The 14,985-nt window shown below is 65.1% G+C and carries 16 protein-coding genes; 8 read left to right on the top strand and 8 right to left on the bottom strand.

Annotated features, from left to right (window positions below; genetic code table 11):
• Positions 1–98: 98 nt before the first annotated feature.
• Complete coding sequence (locus tag IVB19_RS32960; protein ID WP_247294148.1) at positions 99–1,595, bottom strand: sensor domain-containing diguanylate cyclase; 1,497 nt, start codon at positions 1,593–1,595, stop codon at positions 99–101.
• Positions 1,596–1,739: 144 nt separating this feature from the next.
• Between IVB19_RS32960 and IVB19_RS32955 the strand changes: the two genes are divergently transcribed.
• The gene (locus IVB19_RS32955) at positions 1,740–2,009 is read left to right on the top strand and encodes a DUF7662 domain-containing protein (RefSeq protein ID WP_018454627.1); all 270 of its coding nucleotides are present in this window, start codon (positions 1,740–1,742) and stop codon (positions 2,007–2,009) included.
• 13 nt (positions 2,010–2,022) lie between these two features.
• Here the strand turns inward: IVB19_RS32955 and IVB19_RS32950 are convergent, their stop codons facing one another.
• Positions 2,023–4,899, bottom strand: coding sequence for an EAL domain-containing protein (locus tag IVB19_RS32950; protein ID WP_026232774.1), 2,877 nt, complete (start codon positions 4,897–4,899; stop codon positions 2,023–2,025).
• A gap of 154 nt (positions 4,900–5,053) precedes the next feature.
• Complete coding sequence (locus IVB19_RS32945) at positions 5,054–6,052, bottom strand: NAD(P)H-quinone oxidoreductase (protein ID WP_018454625.1); 999 nt, start codon at positions 6,050–6,052, stop codon at positions 5,054–5,056.
• A gap of 111 nt (positions 6,053–6,163) precedes the next feature.
• Between IVB19_RS32945 and IVB19_RS32940 the strand changes: the two genes are divergently transcribed.
• Both IVB19_RS32940 and rcdA read left to right on the top strand, forming a co-directional pair.
• Positions 6,164–6,355 (top strand): DUF1192 domain-containing protein, encoded by a 192-nt coding sequence (locus IVB19_RS32940; RefSeq protein ID WP_018454624.1) that lies wholly within the window; start codon positions 6,164–6,166, stop codon positions 6,353–6,355.
• A gap of 524 nt (positions 6,356–6,879) precedes the next feature.
• A complete protein-coding gene (gene rcdA, locus IVB19_RS32935) occupies positions 6,880–7,389 on the top strand; it encodes a protease adaptor protein RcdA (RefSeq protein ID WP_018454623.1) in 510 nt (169 codons plus the stop codon).
• Positions 7,390–7,477: 88 nt separating this feature from the next.
• On the opposite strand, the gene rpmE is transcribed toward rcdA, so the two are convergent.
• The gene (rpmE, locus tag IVB19_RS32930) at positions 7,478–7,705 is read right to left on the bottom strand and encodes a 50S ribosomal protein L31 (RefSeq protein ID WP_018454622.1); all 228 of its coding nucleotides are present in this window, start codon (positions 7,703–7,705) and stop codon (positions 7,478–7,480) included.
• A gap of 220 nt (positions 7,706–7,925) precedes the next feature.
• Here rpmE and IVB19_RS32925 point away from each other — a divergent pair, with 220 nt between their 5' ends.
• From IVB19_RS32925 to IVB19_RS32910, 4 genes are all read left to right on the top strand, one after another.
• Positions 7,926–9,752, top strand: a complete 1,827-nt coding sequence (locus IVB19_RS32925; protein ID WP_018454621.1) for an ABC transporter ATP-binding protein/permease — start codon at positions 7,926–7,928, stop codon at positions 9,750–9,752.
• A 422-nt stretch (positions 9,753–10,174) separates the two neighbouring features.
• Complete coding sequence (locus tag IVB19_RS32920; protein WP_018454620.1) at positions 10,175–10,384, top strand: hypothetical protein; 210 nt, start codon at positions 10,175–10,177, stop codon at positions 10,382–10,384.
• Between the two features lie 25 nt (positions 10,385–10,409).
• On the top strand, positions 10,410–10,583 hold the full coding sequence (locus IVB19_RS32915) for a hypothetical protein (RefSeq protein ID WP_018454619.1): 174 nt from the start codon (positions 10,410–10,412) through the stop codon (positions 10,581–10,583).
• Positions 10,584–10,729: 146 nt separating this feature from the next.
• The gene (locus IVB19_RS32910) at positions 10,730–10,900 is read left to right on the top strand and encodes a hypothetical protein (protein ID WP_157642917.1); all 171 of its coding nucleotides are present in this window, start codon (positions 10,730–10,732) and stop codon (positions 10,898–10,900) included.
• 15 nt (positions 10,901–10,915) lie between these two features.
• Here IVB19_RS32910 and IVB19_RS32905 read toward each other — a convergent pair whose 3' ends face one another.
• The 4 genes from IVB19_RS32905 to IVB19_RS32890 form a co-directional block, all read right to left on the bottom strand.
• Positions 10,916–11,134 carry a hypothetical protein gene (locus IVB19_RS32905; protein WP_247820770.1) on the bottom strand — a complete coding sequence of 73 codons (219 nt, stop codon included), beginning with the start codon at positions 11,132–11,134 and terminating at the stop codon, positions 10,916–10,918.
• A gap of 110 nt (positions 11,135–11,244) precedes the next feature.
• On the bottom strand, positions 11,245–11,691 hold the full coding sequence (locus tag IVB19_RS32900) for a GNAT family N-acetyltransferase (RefSeq protein WP_018454616.1): 447 nt from the start codon (positions 11,689–11,691) through the stop codon (positions 11,245–11,247).
• The gene (locus IVB19_RS32895; RefSeq protein ID WP_018454615.1) at positions 11,691–12,719 is read right to left on the bottom strand and encodes a peptidoglycan -binding protein; all 1,029 of its coding nucleotides are present in this window, start codon (positions 12,717–12,719) and stop codon (positions 11,691–11,693) included. The genes IVB19_RS32900 and IVB19_RS32895 overlap by 1 nt, the downstream gene beginning before the upstream one ends.
• A gap of 4 nt (positions 12,720–12,723) precedes the next feature.
• A complete protein-coding gene (locus tag IVB19_RS32890; protein ID WP_018454614.1) occupies positions 12,724–13,743 on the bottom strand; it encodes a flagellar motor protein MotA in 1,020 nt (339 codons plus the stop codon).
• 216 nt (positions 13,744–13,959) lie between these two features.
• Between IVB19_RS32890 and IVB19_RS32885 the strand changes: the two genes are divergently transcribed.
• Positions 13,960–14,979 (top strand): SAM-dependent methyltransferase, encoded by a 1,020-nt coding sequence (locus IVB19_RS32885; RefSeq protein ID WP_247294142.1) that lies wholly within the window; start codon positions 13,960–13,962, stop codon positions 14,977–14,979.
• The last annotated feature ends 6 nt before the right edge of the window (positions 14,980–14,985 follow it).

Genomic DNA, 14,985 nt, shown 5'->3' with positions numbered 1-14,985 from the left:
TCGTCATTGCGAGGAGCGAAGCGACGAAGCAATCCAGGCTGTCTTCGCGGAGACAGTCTGGATTGCTTCGCTTCGCTCGCAATGACGGAACGAAACCCTCACGCCACCAGCGACAGCTTCGGCAAGCTTGCGACCACCGACTGGTTGCGGCCGCCGGCTTTTGCGGCGTAGAGCGCCTTGTCGGCGGCGGCGACCAGGATCGGCCAGTCCATGCCGGTGGTGGGAACGAGGCTCGCGATGCCGCAGGACACCGTCGAGCTCGTGTGGTCGTCGGACCATCCCTGCACCTTGGCGCGGATCGTCTCGGCCACCAGGAGGGCGTCCGTGACCGAGGTGCCCGGCAGCAGCACGGCGAATTCCTCACCGCCATAGCGCGCGGCGCAGTCGCCGGCGCGGCTCACCGAATCGGAAATGCAGATGGCGATGCCGACCAGCACCTGGTCGCCGGCCTGGTGGCCGAACGTGTCGTTGTAGGCCTTGAAGTGATCGGCATCGATCATCAAGAGCGCGATCGGCGTCTGCTGCCGCATCGCGCGGCGCCATTCGACGTCGATCACCTGGTCGAACTTGCGGCGGTTCTTCAGGCCGGTGAGCGCGTCGGTCGTCGCCATCTCCTCGAGCTTGCGCTCGGCCTCGGCGCGCCGGCCGATCTCGCGCGCGAGCACCAGCGTCGATGCCAGCATGAACAGGCTGAGCGCCACGACCACGGCGCCGATGCGGTAGGCTTCCCTCTGCCAGAGCTCGAACACGGTGTTCAGTGGCTTACCTGCCACCACGAATAGCGGGCTGGTCCCACCGCTGCGGACATAGAGCCGCGGCGTGCCGTCGATCGGCCCCTGTCCGGCGAATGCGCTGCCGACCTTCAGATTTTCGGCCTTCCAGACCGGCCGGTCGGCCAGATTCGTGCCGATCACGTCGAGATCAAACGGCCGCCGCATCATGACGGTACGGTCGCGCCTGAGCACGGTGATGGTATCGTCGGGATCGAGGCTCAGCCGCTCGAACAATTCGTGGAAATAGCTGAAGCGGATCGATCCGGCGACGACGCCGAGAAAGCCGCCGTCGGTATCGCTGATGCGCCGGCTCAGCACGATCGAATAAGCGCCGCGGAACAGCATGGGACGGCTGATGAAGAGCCCGGCTTGCGGATTGTCCCGATGGGCCTTGAAGTAATCCTCGTCGCCCCGGTTCACGACAACGGGATCGAGCGTCGAGGCGTCAATGGTCAACCGGCCGTCGGCGTCGAACACCTGGATCGCGCCGAAATGCCTCGCCGTGGTCGAATGGTCGAACAGGATGAGGTGACGGATCGGCTTCGAGACCGTGGCGATTTCCGGCAGCAGCATGTTGCTGGCGACCGCCTTAAGGGCCAGATCGTAGATCTCGATGTTGCGGCTGACGTCGGACTCGATGGTCGTCGCCAGGTTTTCCAGCGTCTGGCGGGCGAGCGCCTCCTCGCCGCGGCGCATGTCCAGCATGACGTTGACGCAAATGGCGGAAAAGCCGATCACCGTCACCACGGACGAGATGATCAGCAGCTTCGCCGAAAGCCGCCATGGCCGGCGGGCCGTGACGTCGCGCCATCGAGACAACATCGTTTGCTCCCGACACCAGTGAATGCGCCCGAAAGCTTGAGTAGTGTTTAAGCCGGGACGGCGCTGCCGGAATGAGTTAAAAATTGGTTTCCGCGGCTCACGTTTTTGGGCAAAGCGGAGCTTCGACCAGCGAAGAGGACAGCGGTGAACGACTACGACGCGTTGCGCGATTATCTGATGCGGCAGAAGCAGGCGGAATTCGTGCTGACCTATGAACAGATCGAAGAGATTATCGGCGCGGCCCTGCCGCGCGCGGCGAATCGTGCCTCATGGTGGGACAGCCTGCGCAGCCCGGATATCCAGATGCCGCAACGCGAAGCCTGCCTCGCCGCGGGTTTCAAGGCGATGCGGATGCCGGACGGTGCGAGCGTGCGGTTCACCAAGCTGAAGAGTGACCGGCGCAGGCCTGGGTGAGGCGAAGGGAAAGTCAGCTCGCCGCTTCCAGGCGCACTTCCGTGAGCAGGCGCATCGCGGCGTCGGCATCCATGGGTTCGCCAAAGGCAAACCCTTGCGCGTATTCGCAGCCCATCTGGTAGAGCTCGACCGCGTCGGAATCGGTCTCGGCACCTTCGGCGACCACGTCCATGCCGAGGTCGTGCGCGAGCGCGATGATGGACTTCAGGATCACCGGGCGGGTGCCGCGGTTGGTGGTGCGCACGAAGGACTGGTCGATCTTGATGGTGTCGAACGGGAAGCGCTGCAGATAGGCCAGCGACGAATGGCCGGTGCCGAAATCGTCGAGCGACAGCCCGGTGCCGAGTTCGCGGATGCGCGTCAGCATCTGCGCCGCGTGCTCCGGATTCTCCATCACCAGCGATTCCGTCAGCTCCAGCTTCAGCGTGCCGCGCGCGACCGAGGAGCGCGACAGCACGGTGCGGATGTCGTGGATCAGATCGTGGCGCAGCAATTGGCGCGAGGAGACGTTGACCGATGCGAAGATCGGCTCGCGCGAGCGCATCGCGCGCTGCCAGATCGAGAGCTGCTTGGCGGTCTGGTCGAGCACGAACATGCCGAGGTCGATGATCAGGCCGGTCTCTTCCGCGATGGTGATGAATTCCGAGGGCGCCATGCGTCCGAGCTTGGGATGATCCCAGCGCACCAGCGCCTCGAAGCCGGCGACCGAACGGTCTTCAAGCCGCACGATCGGCTGGTACAGGATCGTGAGCTCCTGCCGCTCGATGGCGCGGCGCAGTTCGCTCTCCAGCGTCAGCCGGTCGGTTTTTCGCGCGCGCATCGCGGACTTGTAGACGTCGATGCGGTCGCCGCCGATGCGCTTGGAGTGATACATCGCGAGCTCGGCGTCCTTGATGATCTCGTCCGTGAGCTGAACTTGCGGATCGGACAAGGCGAGGCCGATCGAGGCCGTGAGAAAGATTTCGCGTTCGTTGAAGGCGATCGGCGCGCGGATGGTCTTGCGGATGGTCTCGGCGAAGGCGGTGATGCGGGCGGGGTCCTGCTCCGAGAGCAGGATCAAGCCGAACTGGTCGCCCGCGAGCCGCGCCAGCGTATCCTGCGGCTTCAGGATGCGGGTGAGGCGGCGGGCCAGCGTCAGCAGGATGGAATCGCCGACCGCGATGCCGACGGAATCGTTGACCTGCTTGAAGCGGTCGAGGTCGATCACCATCAGCGTCGGCCGCAGCGTCGGCATGGTCTTGGCGAAATGCGCGACGGCGCCGAGCCGGTCCATGAACAGCTTGCGGTTGGGCAGGCCGGTGAGATTGTCATGCACCGAATCGTGCAGCAGGCGCTCCTCGGCGTTGCGCAGCTCGGTGACGTCGGTGAGGGTGCCGACCACGCGCGAGACCTCGCCGTCGGAGCCGACCACCGGGCGCGCCTTCAGCGCGAACCACATGAAGTGACCGTCCGGCGTGCGCAGGCGGAAATCCTGCACCAAGCGGCCGCGGCGCTGGTCGAGCACGCTGTCGAGCGCGGCGCGGAAACGGTCCTGGTCGAGCGGGTGCAGCACTTCGAGCCAGGAGGCGGCCGGGCCTTCCAGCGTGCCGCGCTTGAGGCCGAGCAGGGCCTCGGTCTCAGGGCTGGTAAAGACCTTGTCGGCGGACACGTCCCAGTCCCAGATCAAATCGCCGGAACCGGCCAGCGCCAGCGCGCGGCGCTCGATGTCGGAGACGACGCCGGTGGTGGCGCCGCCGCCGGCGAACGCATGCTGCATCACCGTGAAGCCGATCAGCATCACGATCAGCACGAGGCCGCCGAGCAGCGCAGGGCCGACGATGTCGTTGGTGACGGAGCCTGCGACCGTCATGCCGGCCGCGACCACCCAGACCACCAGCAGGAACCAGGTCGGGATCAGCAGCACAGCGCGGTCGAAGCCGTGGGTGGAGAGATAGACGATCAGCGCGAAGCCGGCGAAGGCAATCAGCACCAGCGATATGCGCGCGATGCCGGAGGCCACCGCAGGGTCGAACAGGGCCAGCGCCACCAGTGATCCCAGGAACGCGAGCCAGCCCACGGTGATGTGGGAATAGCGCACGTGCCATCGACTGAGATTGAGATAGGCGAACAGGAACACCAGCAGCGTCGCCGCCAGGATCGCCTCACCCGCCGCGCGCCAGATGCGCTCGGCGTTGTTCGACATGTCGAGCACCTTGCCCCAGAAGCCGAAATCGACGCCGATATAGACCAACACCGCCCAAGCCAGCGCCGCGGCGGCCGGGAACATGATGCTGCCCTTGACCACGAACAGGATTGTCAGCACCAGCGCCAGCAAGCCGGAGATGCCGATCACGATGCCCTGGTACAGCGTGAACGAGTTGACCTTGTCCTTGTAGGATTCCGGCTCCCACAGATAGAGCTGCGGCAGCTTGTCGGTGCGCAGCTCCGCGACGAAGGTGACGACCGCGCCGGGATCGAGGGTGACGCGGAAGACGTCGGCGGTCGGGCTCTCCTGCCGCTCCGGCCGGTCGCCGGTCGAGGGCGTGATGGTCGCGATGCGCGACAGCCCGAGGTCGGGCCACAGCAGCCCCGAGGAGACGATACGGTAATGCGGAGCGACGATCAGGCGGTCGAGCTGGTCGTCGGTGTTGTTGGCGAGCGCGAACACCACCCAGTTCTGGCCGCCTTCGCGGGCGCGCACCTCGATGCGGCGGACGATGCCGTCGGTGCCGGGCGCGGTCGAGACCTGGATGCGGTCGGCGTCGCTGCGCTGATGCTCGAGCACGCCGGTGAGGTCGATCGCGGGCGCGTCACCGCGGACGCTGACAGCGTCCAGCGCGCGCGCCGGGAACGCGCAGACGAGAATCATGAGGCCCAGCGCTATGGGCGCGAGGCACCTGATCAGACGCAAGGTCAGTTCTCCGCGTTCGACGCAAACTCTTCGGTGCAGGCTCTTCGGTGCACGGCGTTTTCCGAACGGAACAAGGTGGTTCGGTGCGTCGCGATAGATGCCACGAAAGCAAGGAAAATCAAAGGGTTTCCGGCTTGCCCTGTGGGCCGTTGGCCTAGACCTCCAACACAATTTTGCCAATATGTGCCGAGGTTTCCATCCGCCGGTGCGCGTCGGATGCCTTTTCCAGCGGGAAAGTGCTGTCCATCAGCGGCTTGACGCGGCCTTCGCGCAAAAGCGGCATCACTTTCGCCTCGATCGCGGCCACCATCGCCGCCTTGTCCGCATTACTACGGGGGCGCAGCGTCGAGCCGGTATGGGTCAGGCGCTTCACCATCACCTTGGCGATGTTGACGGTGACCTTGGGCCCGTTGAGGGTCGCGATCTGCACGATGCGGCCGTCGAGCGCTGCGGCGTCATAGTTGCGATCGACATAGTCGCCGGCGACCATGTCGAGGATCAGATTGGCGCCGGCATTGTTGGTCTCCGCCTTGACCACGGCGACGAAGTCTTCGGTCTTGTAGTTGATGGCACGATCCGCGCCGAGCTTGAGGCAGGCATCGATCTTGTCCTGCGATCCCACGGTGACGATCACCTTGGCGCCGAAAGCTTTTGCGAGCTGGATCGCCATGGTGCCGATGCCGGAAGAGCCGCCGTGGATCAGCAGCGTCTCGCCGGCCTTCAGGGCGCCGCGCTCGAACACATTGTGCCAGACCGTCATCAGTGTTTCCGGCAGTGCGCCGGCTTCCTTGATCGACAGCGACGGCGGCACGCTCATCGCCTGACCGTCCTGCGCGATGCAGTACTGCGCATAACCGCCACCGGCGACCAGCGACATCACCTTGTCACCGATCTTGTGCCGCTTGGCGTTGCTGCCGACGGCCACCACTTCGCCGGCGATTTCGAGGCCGGGCAGGTCGCTGGCGCCGGGCGGCGGCGGATAGGCGCCGGAGCGCTGCGCGACATCGGGCCGGTTGACGCCGGCGGCCTGCACCTTGACCAGGATCTCGTCGGGGCCGGGCTGCGGCAGCGCCCGTTGTTCCGGCACCAGCACCTCCGGTCCGCCGGGTTTCGAGATGGCGACCACGGTCATTTGCGCGGGCAGCTTGTCCATGATGTGTCCTTGAGCAAAGGTGCGGGATGGAACGAGGCCATTGCTTAGCCAGCGCGGTGCAGGCTGGCAACCGCCTCAGCCGCTTGTGAGGCGAACGCAGGAGGAACCAGGATGGCGATGGAAGACGACGACCGCCCGCGCAAGAAGATCAGCCATGACATCGGACAGGATCTCTCACTCTTGTCGGTGGAGGAACTGACCGACCGCATCGCGCTTCTCAAGGGCGAGATCGCAAGATTGGAAGAAGCCGCAACAAAGAAGCGCGCCTCGCGTGATGCGGCCAACAGCGTTTTCAAGAAGTAGCGGATTGGAAGAGGAGCGCCAGCCACTTCCACGGCGTCATGGCCGGGCACGTCCGAAGGACGGCGTCGCTTCCGCTCGCCTATGTCCCGGCCATCACGTTCTTGATCTTTCGCCGAAGGAGAGGACGTGGAAGCCCGGGCATGACGGGCAGTTTGTTCCGCGGGCCCACTCGGCCACTGACCGACATGGCTAACGAACCCTCAAGATAATCGCTCGTTTACTCCACATTAAGCTTTCGAGTTTATGACTGGGAACTGTCCTCGTTTGGACACCGAGTGGCTCCTGTCCACTCTGTTTGACGCCTCCCTGTTATCAACTTTCAAAGCCGCCGGTTTTCCGGCGGCTCTTTTTTTGCGCCCAGCTCCGCCTTTTTGCGTCTCGCCGCGGTTGAATTCCGGGCAAAGACCCGCGGAAACCATATCCGCGCTTGTCACTGGACTCGGCGTCTCGCCCGCGCAATGATTTGTTCATCATAAGCCGGTGCCAAAGCCGGGCGTCAGACAGTTGCGTAAGGGGCGTTAACCATGGAACGTTTGCAAGCCGAAGGCGCTCTCGTTCAACTCAGCGAGCGGTTCACCAATTCTGCGGCGTTCGGCGTCCTCTTCCGCGAGGGCATGGACTTGGTCGAGGAGACCGCCGCCTATCTCGATGGCGCCGGCCGCACCGAGGCCAAGGCGCTCGATCGTGCCGTCAGCCTCACCTATGCGACCGAGAGCATGCGTCTGACCACCCGCCTGATGCAGCTCGCCTCGTGGCTGCTGCTGCACCGCGCCGTGAAGGAAGGCGAGATGACGCTGGGCCAGGCCAATCGCGAAAAGACCAAGGTCAAGCTCTCCGCCGCCGATCCCGGCTCAACCGACACCATCGAGAAGCTGCCGTCGCAGCTCCAGGACCTGATCCATCGCTCGATGAGCCTTCAGACCCGCGTGCGCCGCCTGGACAACACCATCCACACCCCGCCGGTCGATCATTCCTCGATCGGCAACCCGCTGGTGCCGCATCTCAACGCGTTGAAGGCGGCGTTCGAGCGGTAAGCTCCCGTCATCGCGACGAGCGCCCCCAAAACAAAAAACGCCTCCGGCTCTCCGGGGGCGTTTTCGTCTCCAGCCTCGAGGGGCCGGATCAATCCTTTTTGAGAAAGCCCGAAAACTTCTTCTGGAAGCGCGAGACGCGGCCGCCGCGATCCAGCAGCTGCGCGTTGCCGCCGGTCCAGGCCGGGTGCGACTTGGGGTCGATGTCGAGGTTCAGCGTGTCGCCTTCCTTGCCCCAGGTGGAGCGGGTCAGGTACTCGGTTCCGTCGGTCATCACGACCTTAATCGTATGATAGTTCGGGTGAATTTCGGCTTTCATGGCAATTCCTCGGCGCCCCGGCGCCTCACTTGAGTGGCTATCGAATGACGGATTTGGCGGGGTCTATACCCCACGGGCCCCTGTAAAACAAGCCATTGCAAGCCTTTTGAGGGCCTTAGCGGGCCGGGCTGCCCCCTAAGGGACTTCCCGGATTTGCCACTCCCGCTCGCCCGGCCTATTTGGGACGGACCACCTTCTCTTTGTCTTTTGGTCGGATCTCATGAGCGCAGTAGAACGGCTTGAAACCGGGCCCGCGGAAGCCCCGTCGATCGAGGCCGACCTGATCGAGGCGCCGGCGAAGAGCCGCGCGAAGCTGCGGCCGCTGTTGGCGCTCGCGCCCTATGTCGCCCGCTATCGCGGCCGGGCGGCGCTGGCCTTTGTCGCGCTGACGATCGCGGCGCTGACCACCCTGCTGGTGCCGGTCGCGGTGCGCAGGATGATCGATTTCGGCCTGACGCCTGAGGGCATCGAGCTGATCAACAGTTACTTCTCGGTGATGATCGCCGTCGTCGCCGTGCTCGCGCTGGCGAGTGCCGCGCGCTACTACCTCGTAATGACGATCGGCGAGCGCATCGTCGCCGATCTCAGGCGCGACGTCTTCGCCCATCTGCTCTCGCTGTCGCCGGCCTTCTTCGATTCCGCGCGCAGCGGCGAGCTGGTGTCGCGCCTCACCGCCGACACCACGCAGATCAAATCCTCCGTTGGCGCCTCGGTCTCGATCGCGCTGCGCAATCTGATGATGTTCTTCGGTGCCGCGGCGATGATGGTGATCACCAGCCCGCGTCTGTCGGGATTCGTGCTGCTGGCGATTCCCCTGATCGTGCTGCCGCTGGTCGCCTTCGGGCGCTGGGTGCGGCGGCTGTCGCGCAACGCGCAGGACACGCTGGCCGAGGCCTCCGCCTATGCGAGCGAGCTGGTCGGTGCGATCCGTACCGTGCAGGCCTATACCAGCGAGAGCCTCGCCGAGAGGCGCTTCGGCGGCGAGGTCGAGCAGGCCTATGAAGCCGCGCGCACCTCCACGCAGGCGCGTGCCGTGCTCACCGCCATCATCATCTTCATCGTGTTCGCAAGCGTGGTCGCGATCCTCTGGATCGGTTCGCACGACGTGCTGACCGGCACCATCACGCCGGGCCGGCTCGGCCAGTTCGTGCTCTATGCGGCCTTCGCCGCGGCCGGCCTCGGCCAGCTCAGCGAAGTCTGGGGCGAGATCTCGGCGGCATCAGGCGCTGCCGAGCGCCTGTTCGAGATCCTGCATGTGCAGCCCGACATCACCGCGCCCGCGTCGCCGCGCGCGCTGCCGGTGCCGGCGCGCGGCGAAGTCGGCTTCGACCAGGTCAGCTTCGCCTATCCGGCGCGGCGCGACGTCAATGTGCTCGATGCCGTGTCGTTCGCCGTGCGTCCCGGCGAGAAGGTCGCGATCGTCGGTCCGTCCGGCGCCGGCAAGAGCACGATCTTTCATCTCTTGTTGCGCTTCTACGATCCGCGCAGCGGCGCGATCTCGCTCGACGGCGTGCCGGTCAAATCCGCCGATCCCCGTGAATTCCGTTCGCGCATTGCGCTGGTGCCGCAGGAATCCAACGTGTTCGCGGCCAGTGCCCGCGACAACATCCGCTTCGGCCGGCCCGATGCCACCGATGCCGAGGTCGAGCGCGCGGCCGAGCTGGCGCACGCCGCCGAGTTCATCCGCCGCCTGCCCGAAGGTTTCGACACCCCGCTCGGCGAGCGCGGCGTGACGCTGTCCGGCGGCCAGCGCCAGCGCATCGCGATTGCGCGCGCGATCCTGCGCGATGCGCCGCTGCTGCTTCTGGACGAAGCCACCTCCGCGCTCGATGCCGAAAGCGAGACGTTGGTGCAGACCGCGCTGGAAGAGCTGATGCGCCACCGCACCACGCTCGTCATCGCGCACCGCCTCGCAACCGTCTTGTCGTGCGACCGCATCTTGGTGATGGACCAGGGCCGGATCGTCGAGCAGGGCACGCATGCGGAGCTCGTCGCTGCGAACGGGCTCTATGCCAGGCTGGCGAGGTTGCAGTTCGAGGGGGCGTGAGGCGAGGTAGTCTGGACTGCCGCTTCATTCAGGCTGTCATCCCCCGCGCAGGCGGGCGATCCAGTACTCCGAGACGGAAGTGATCAAGCGATAAGCCGCGGCGTACTGGATTCCCCGCCTCCGCGGGGAATGACAGCGGAGCTTTTGGCGAGAGCGTCGCACCACGTGGTCTCCCTTCGTAGCCGGGTCGATAGCGGACATTTGTCGATCTGATCGGCTGCGCGATTCGAATCGGCCACATCGTAAGGTGATCGATGGAAGCGGCGCTGCTGGCTGTCGCAGAACATGGGCGTCGTCGTTTTGATGAGTTTCGGAATGCTCGTCGTTGGCTTCCGGAATTTCGGACAGCGTTGGCGCGCCCGGAGGGAGTGGACGGCCGCGGCTGCTGAAGCTAGGGTTCGGGCCGACCCAGGAGACGCCAAATGCCTTATTCGACAGCCGACCAGACCCGAGGCGAGCGCAACGGCAAGCTTGTCGCCGACGTCTTCTGCGCGCTCTTGCTTGCTACCTTTTCCGTGGTCTTCTTCGGTTGGCTCGGCGGTCTGGCCGCCTTCATTGTCGTCGAAAGTTGCCTGCTCGCAATCGATTGGGTGGTTCCTAGCAAGAACGATGCGGCAGGCGTTGTTCGTTGAGCTGACGGAGTGGACGGTGTTGTGAATGATTGTTCTGATCGGTCCGGTACTGTTCATCCTCCTCATCCTGTTCGCTATTCGACAGCAGATGCGCGGCCTTGCGGGGTGGAAAGCGGCGCTGCTTGTTGTCGCTGGTAGCGGCGTCATCGTTGTGCTGAGTTTCGGATTGCCCATCGTGGGCTTCCGGAATTTCGGATAGGGCAGCCCGCGCCCTGAGCCGAGTGGATGAACCTTGCAGTTCCCCCGGATGTGGCGCCTAATCAGGTATCGCCGGCCAAAGGCTCGTCCGTAGGCGTCGGTGCCTGAGAGATGATTTGTGCTCCCGCCTCAATGGGAGTGCGCCTCATGGCCCCGCCATTCAGCAAGGAAACCCACGAACTTTTGGAGCGGGCGCAGCGAGCGATCGATGAGTCGATCCGGCTTCGCGAAGACAGCCAACGCGCGATCCGCCAAGCCGAAAGCTGGCAGTTCGAGCTTGAACTCCGCTTGAGCCGAGAGCGCACCGCGGCGAGTTGACGGCAGCACTGCTTATCAGCACTTCGGCGACAGCGCCGGCACGTTCGGCCATGGCCAGTTCTTCCAGCTCCCGTCCCCATCAACGCAGGCCGATGGCCCAAGGCCATTCGTCGGAGCACTCGTCGTCTTGACCGGCGTGGCGAGGTGCTGGTCGACATAGCTCGTCGAAACATATCCGGCGACGATGACGCCGAGCAGGACCGAAGACCCCTTGGCCAGATCGCTCAATTTCATCGGTCATCTCCATCCGCTTGCCGGCGCAACTTGCGGGCACAACGACTAGCTGACGTCCTGGGATCCCGACGTGACGGCCGTCACGCGTCCAGAATCAAGATCGCCAGAATCTAAGGTTGCCAAATCATCTTCAGCACCGGACGTCCCGAGGTCGGGTTCACCTCGTCGCCGGCATGCGCGAAGCCTTTGCGCTCGTAGAAGCGGATGGCGCGGCTGTTGTCCTTGTTGACAAGCAGCGTCACGCCCGCCGGTGACAGGCGCTTGGCCTCATCCACCAGCAGCCGCGCCGCGTCCGAGCCCCAGTGCGCGGGATCGACCACGAGCTGGTCGAGATAACCGTCGCCGTCGATGGTGACGAAGCCGGTCAGCGCGCCGTCCTGCTCCGCGACCACGATCGAAGCCTTCGGCACCAGCTCCTTGCGCCAGCGCTCGCGCCACCAGTCCAGGCGGGCCGCGAAGTCGATCTGCGGATAGGCCTGCTGCCAGGTGCGATGCCACAGGTCAATCGAGGCGGCCTCGTCCTCGGGACGGTAACGGCGGAGGTGGAGGGCGCTCACTACCGCTCCGTCAGCTTCAGCTCGATGCGGCGGTTGCGCTTGTAGGCTTCCTCGGTGTTGGCCGTGTCGAGCGGCTGGAATTCGCCGAAGCCGGCGGCGACCAGGCGCTGGGCCGGCACGCCGAGCGAGATCAGGTACTGCACCACGGAGATCGAGCGCGCGGCCGAGAGGTCCCAGTTCGACTTGAAGTTCGGACCGTTGACCGGGCGCACGTCGGTATGGCCGTCGACACGCAGCACCCAGGGGATCTCGTTCGGGATTTTCTTGTCGAGATCGATCAGCGCGGTTGCGAGCGTGTCGAGCTCGGCGCGGCCTTCGGGCAGCAGCACCGCCTGTCCGGTGTCGAAGAACACTTCGGACTGGAATACGAAGCGATCGCCGACGATGCGGATGTCGGGGCGGTTGCCGAGGATGGCGCGCAGGCGGCCGAAGAATTCCGAGCGATAGCGCGACAATTCCTGCACGCGCTGCGCCAGGGCGACATTCAGGCGAGAGCCCAGGTCGGCGATGCGATTTTGCGATTCCTTGTCGCGCTTCTCGCTAACGTCGAGCGCCTCTTCCAGCGCGGCCAATTGCCGCCGCAGCGCGCTGATCTGCTGGTTCAGCACCTCGATCTGCGCCAGCGCCCGGGCCGAAACCGCCTTCTCGGAATCCAGCGCCTTGCCGAGCTCGGAGGACTTGCCTTGCGCATCGTTGCCGGCCGCGGCGAGCCCCTCATAGAGGCCCTTGATGCGGTCGCGCTCGCTCTCGGCCGAAGCGAGGCCGGCTTTCAGTGACGAGACCTGGTCGTCGAGCGTGAGCTTGCCGAGCTTCTCCAGCGACAGTAATTCGTTGAGCTGCGCGATCTTGGCGTTGAGCTGCTCCAGCGCCTTGTCCTTGCCGGTGACCTCCTGCGACAGGAAGAACTGCACGACCAGGAACACCGACAGCAGGAACACGATCGACAGCACCAGCGTCGACAGCGCGTCGACGAAGCCGGGCCAGTAGTTGAAGGAGGTATCGCCGCGGCGACCGCGCGCCAGTGCCATGTCGCTAACCCTTCTCGGGCTGACGCGCGATGCGCTCCAGCAGGCGCCGGATCTCGCGGTTCTGCTCGCCCTGGCCGTCGGCCCATTCGCGGATCATCTGCTGCTCGGTCCGCATATGCGAGACCAGCGCCTGGATGGCTTCGGCGAGGCTCGCCATCGCCGCGGTGGTGCCGCGGCTGCCGCTGCCTTCCTCGAGCACGGAGCGTAAGCGCTCGACGACGGCCTGAAGCTCGCCGCTGGCAATGCCACCGCCAGTGCCGGCAACAGCCACCTCGCCGCTGCCATATTCGCGCACGGTGGTGGCAAGCCAGTCTTCGAGGTCGGTGTAGAAACGGTTCTGCGCCTGGCTCGATTGCAGGTCGAGGAAGCCCAGGATCAGCGAGCCGGCGAGGCCGAACAGCGAGCTCGAGAACGAGATGCCCATGCCGCCGAGCGGGGCGGCCAGCCCCTCCTTCAGCGTGTCGAACAGGGCGCCGGAATCGCCGCCGACCTTGAGCCCGTCGATCACCTTGCCGACCGAGCCGACCGTTTCGATCAGGCCCCAGAAGGTACCGAGCAGGCCGAGGAAGACCAGAAGCCCGGTCATGTAGCGGGAGATGTCGCGGGCCTCGTCGAGGCGGGTCGCGATCGAATCGAGCAGGTGCCGCATGGTGGTCTGGGTGATCGACATCCGCCCGGTGCGCTCGCCGCCGAGGATCATCGCCATCGGCGCCAGCAGCTTGGGGTGGCGGGCGGGCGCAAGGCCGGGATCGGCGATGCGGAAATTGTTGACCCAGGAGACTTCGGGATACAGCCGGATCACCTGGCGGAAGGCCAGGATGATGCCGATGAACAGCACGCCGCCGATCAGGGCATTGAGGCCGGGATTGGCGAAGAAGGCCTGGATGATCTGCTTATAGAGCACCACGCCCACCAGGGTGCAGAGCACCAGGAAGACCAGCATCCGCACCAGGAAGACGCTGGGCGAGGATAGCTTGGTGTATTCGATGTCGAGGGAGGAGCGGGGCGAGGCGCCTGGCGGCATGGCCGGTATCATCCGTTAACTTGCTTGCGGCGCGCACTATGGCACAGCGCCAGCCCAAAAAAAGCGCCGGATGCGCCGATTTCGGGGAGAGCTGGGGAACCCAAGGCTGAAACCGGCTTTGGTAAGGACGTACTTTGCAAATCGTCGGCATTCCACAGGTTCAAGTCGCACTTTTCCCCTGGCGCCAAAACCCGCCGCCCAAGACGGAGTCGTCGCATGAGCGTCGTGTCCGCGATCATCGGGACTGCCGAACGGGTGCCGTTGCCTGATGTCGTGATCCGCGCGGCGATCCAGCGCCTGTGCTCGCGCACGGTGACGCGCCTGTCCGCGCTGGGCGGGGCGGACGATGCCGCCTTCGCCGGGCGGATGATGCTGCGGCCGATCGCCGAGGACGCGGATGCCGAGCACGACGAGGTGCCCGCTTCGTTCTTTGCGAAGGTGCTCGGCCCCAACCGCAAATACTCCTGCTGCTTCTACAAGACCGACGCGACCACCTTGCGGGAGGCCGAGGAGGAGGCGCTGCGTCAGACCGCCGAGCATGCCGCTCTCGCCGATGGTCAGACCATCCTCGAACTCGGCTGCGGCTGGGGCTCGCTGTCGCTGTGGATGGCGCGGCAGTTTCCGCACGCCAAGGTGACGGCGGTGTCGAGCTCGCAGGCGCAGCGCGCCCATATCGAGGAAGAGGCGCGGCTGCGCGGTCTTCTTAATCTGCGGGTGGTCTGCGCGGACATCAACGTGTTCGCGCCCGACGGGCAATTCGACCGCATCGTGTCGGTCGAAATGTTCGAGCATGTGATGAACTGGCGCAAGCTGATGACGCGCTTGCGATCATGGCTCGCGCCGGAGGGGCGGTTCTTCATGCACATCGTCGCCCATCGCTCCGGCTCTCACCTGTTCGACCGGGCCGATCGCGACGACTGGATCGCGCAGCGCGTCTCCACGGGCGGGCTGATGCCGAGCCATCACCTCGTCAGGCAATTCGACGATATTTTCACAGTCGAGAAGGAATGGTGCTGGAGCGGCACGCACTATCAGCGCACCGCCAACGACTGGCTCGCCAATTTCGACGCGCATCGCTGTTTCATCGAAGCGGCCTTGCGCAACATCCATGGCGAGGAGACCGCCCAGCGAATGCGACGCTGGCGCTGGTTCTTTCTCGCGACCTCGGGCCTGTTCGGCTATGCCGACGGAACCGAGTGGGGCGTCAGCCACTACCGCATGAAGGCGGCGGGGTAATTGCGG

Source organism: Bradyrhizobium sp. 187, assembly GCF_023101005.1.
In the GTDB taxonomy this organism is placed as follows: Bacteria; Pseudomonadota; Alphaproteobacteria; order Rhizobiales; family Xanthobacteraceae; genus Bradyrhizobium; species Bradyrhizobium canariense_D.
This window is presented reverse-complemented; position numbering and strand designations above follow the sequence as displayed.

Bases quoted from the DNA above. Each gene is read 5' to 3' on its own strand.
- rcdA (WP_018454623.1), top strand. From the start codon at position 6,880: ATGGAACGTTTGCAAGCCGAAGGCGCTCTCGTTCAACTCAGCGAGCGG.
- IVB19_RS32915 (WP_018454619.1), top strand. From the start codon at position 10,410: ATGATTGTTCTGATCGGTCCGGTACTGTTCATCCTCCTCATCCTGTTC.
- IVB19_RS32920 (WP_018454620.1), top strand. From the start codon at position 10,175: ATGCCTTATTCGACAGCCGACCAGACCCGAGGCGAGCGCAACGGCAAG.
- rpmE (WP_018454622.1), bottom strand. From the start codon at position 7,705: ATGAAAGCCGAAATTCACCCGAACTATCATACGATTAAGGTCGTGATG.
- IVB19_RS32890 (WP_018454614.1), bottom strand. From the start codon at position 13,743: ATGCCGCCAGGCGCCTCGCCCCGCTCCTCCCTCGACATCGAATACACC.
- IVB19_RS32895 (WP_018454615.1), bottom strand. From the start codon at position 12,719: ATGGCACTGGCGCGCGGTCGCCGCGGCGATACCTCCTTCAACTACTGG.
- IVB19_RS32885 (WP_247294142.1), top strand. From the start codon at position 13,960: ATGAGCGTCGTGTCCGCGATCATCGGGACTGCCGAACGGGTGCCGTTG.
- IVB19_RS32945 (WP_018454625.1), bottom strand. From the start codon at position 6,052: ATGGACAAGCTGCCCGCGCAAATGACCGTGGTCGCCATCTCGAAACCC.
- IVB19_RS32925 (WP_018454621.1), top strand. From the start codon at position 7,926: ATGAGCGCAGTAGAACGGCTTGAAACCGGGCCCGCGGAAGCCCCGTCG.
- IVB19_RS32910 (WP_157642917.1), top strand. From the start codon at position 10,730: ATGGCCCCGCCATTCAGCAAGGAAACCCACGAACTTTTGGAGCGGGCG.
- IVB19_RS32940 (WP_018454624.1), top strand. From the start codon at position 6,164: ATGGCGATGGAAGACGACGACCGCCCGCGCAAGAAGATCAGCCATGAC.
- IVB19_RS32905 (WP_247820770.1), bottom strand. From the start codon at position 11,134: ATGAAATTGAGCGATCTGGCCAAGGGGTCTTCGGTCCTGCTCGGCGTC.
- IVB19_RS32960 (WP_247294148.1), bottom strand. From the start codon at position 1,595: ATGTTGTCTCGATGGCGCGACGTCACGGCCCGCCGGCCATGGCGGCTT.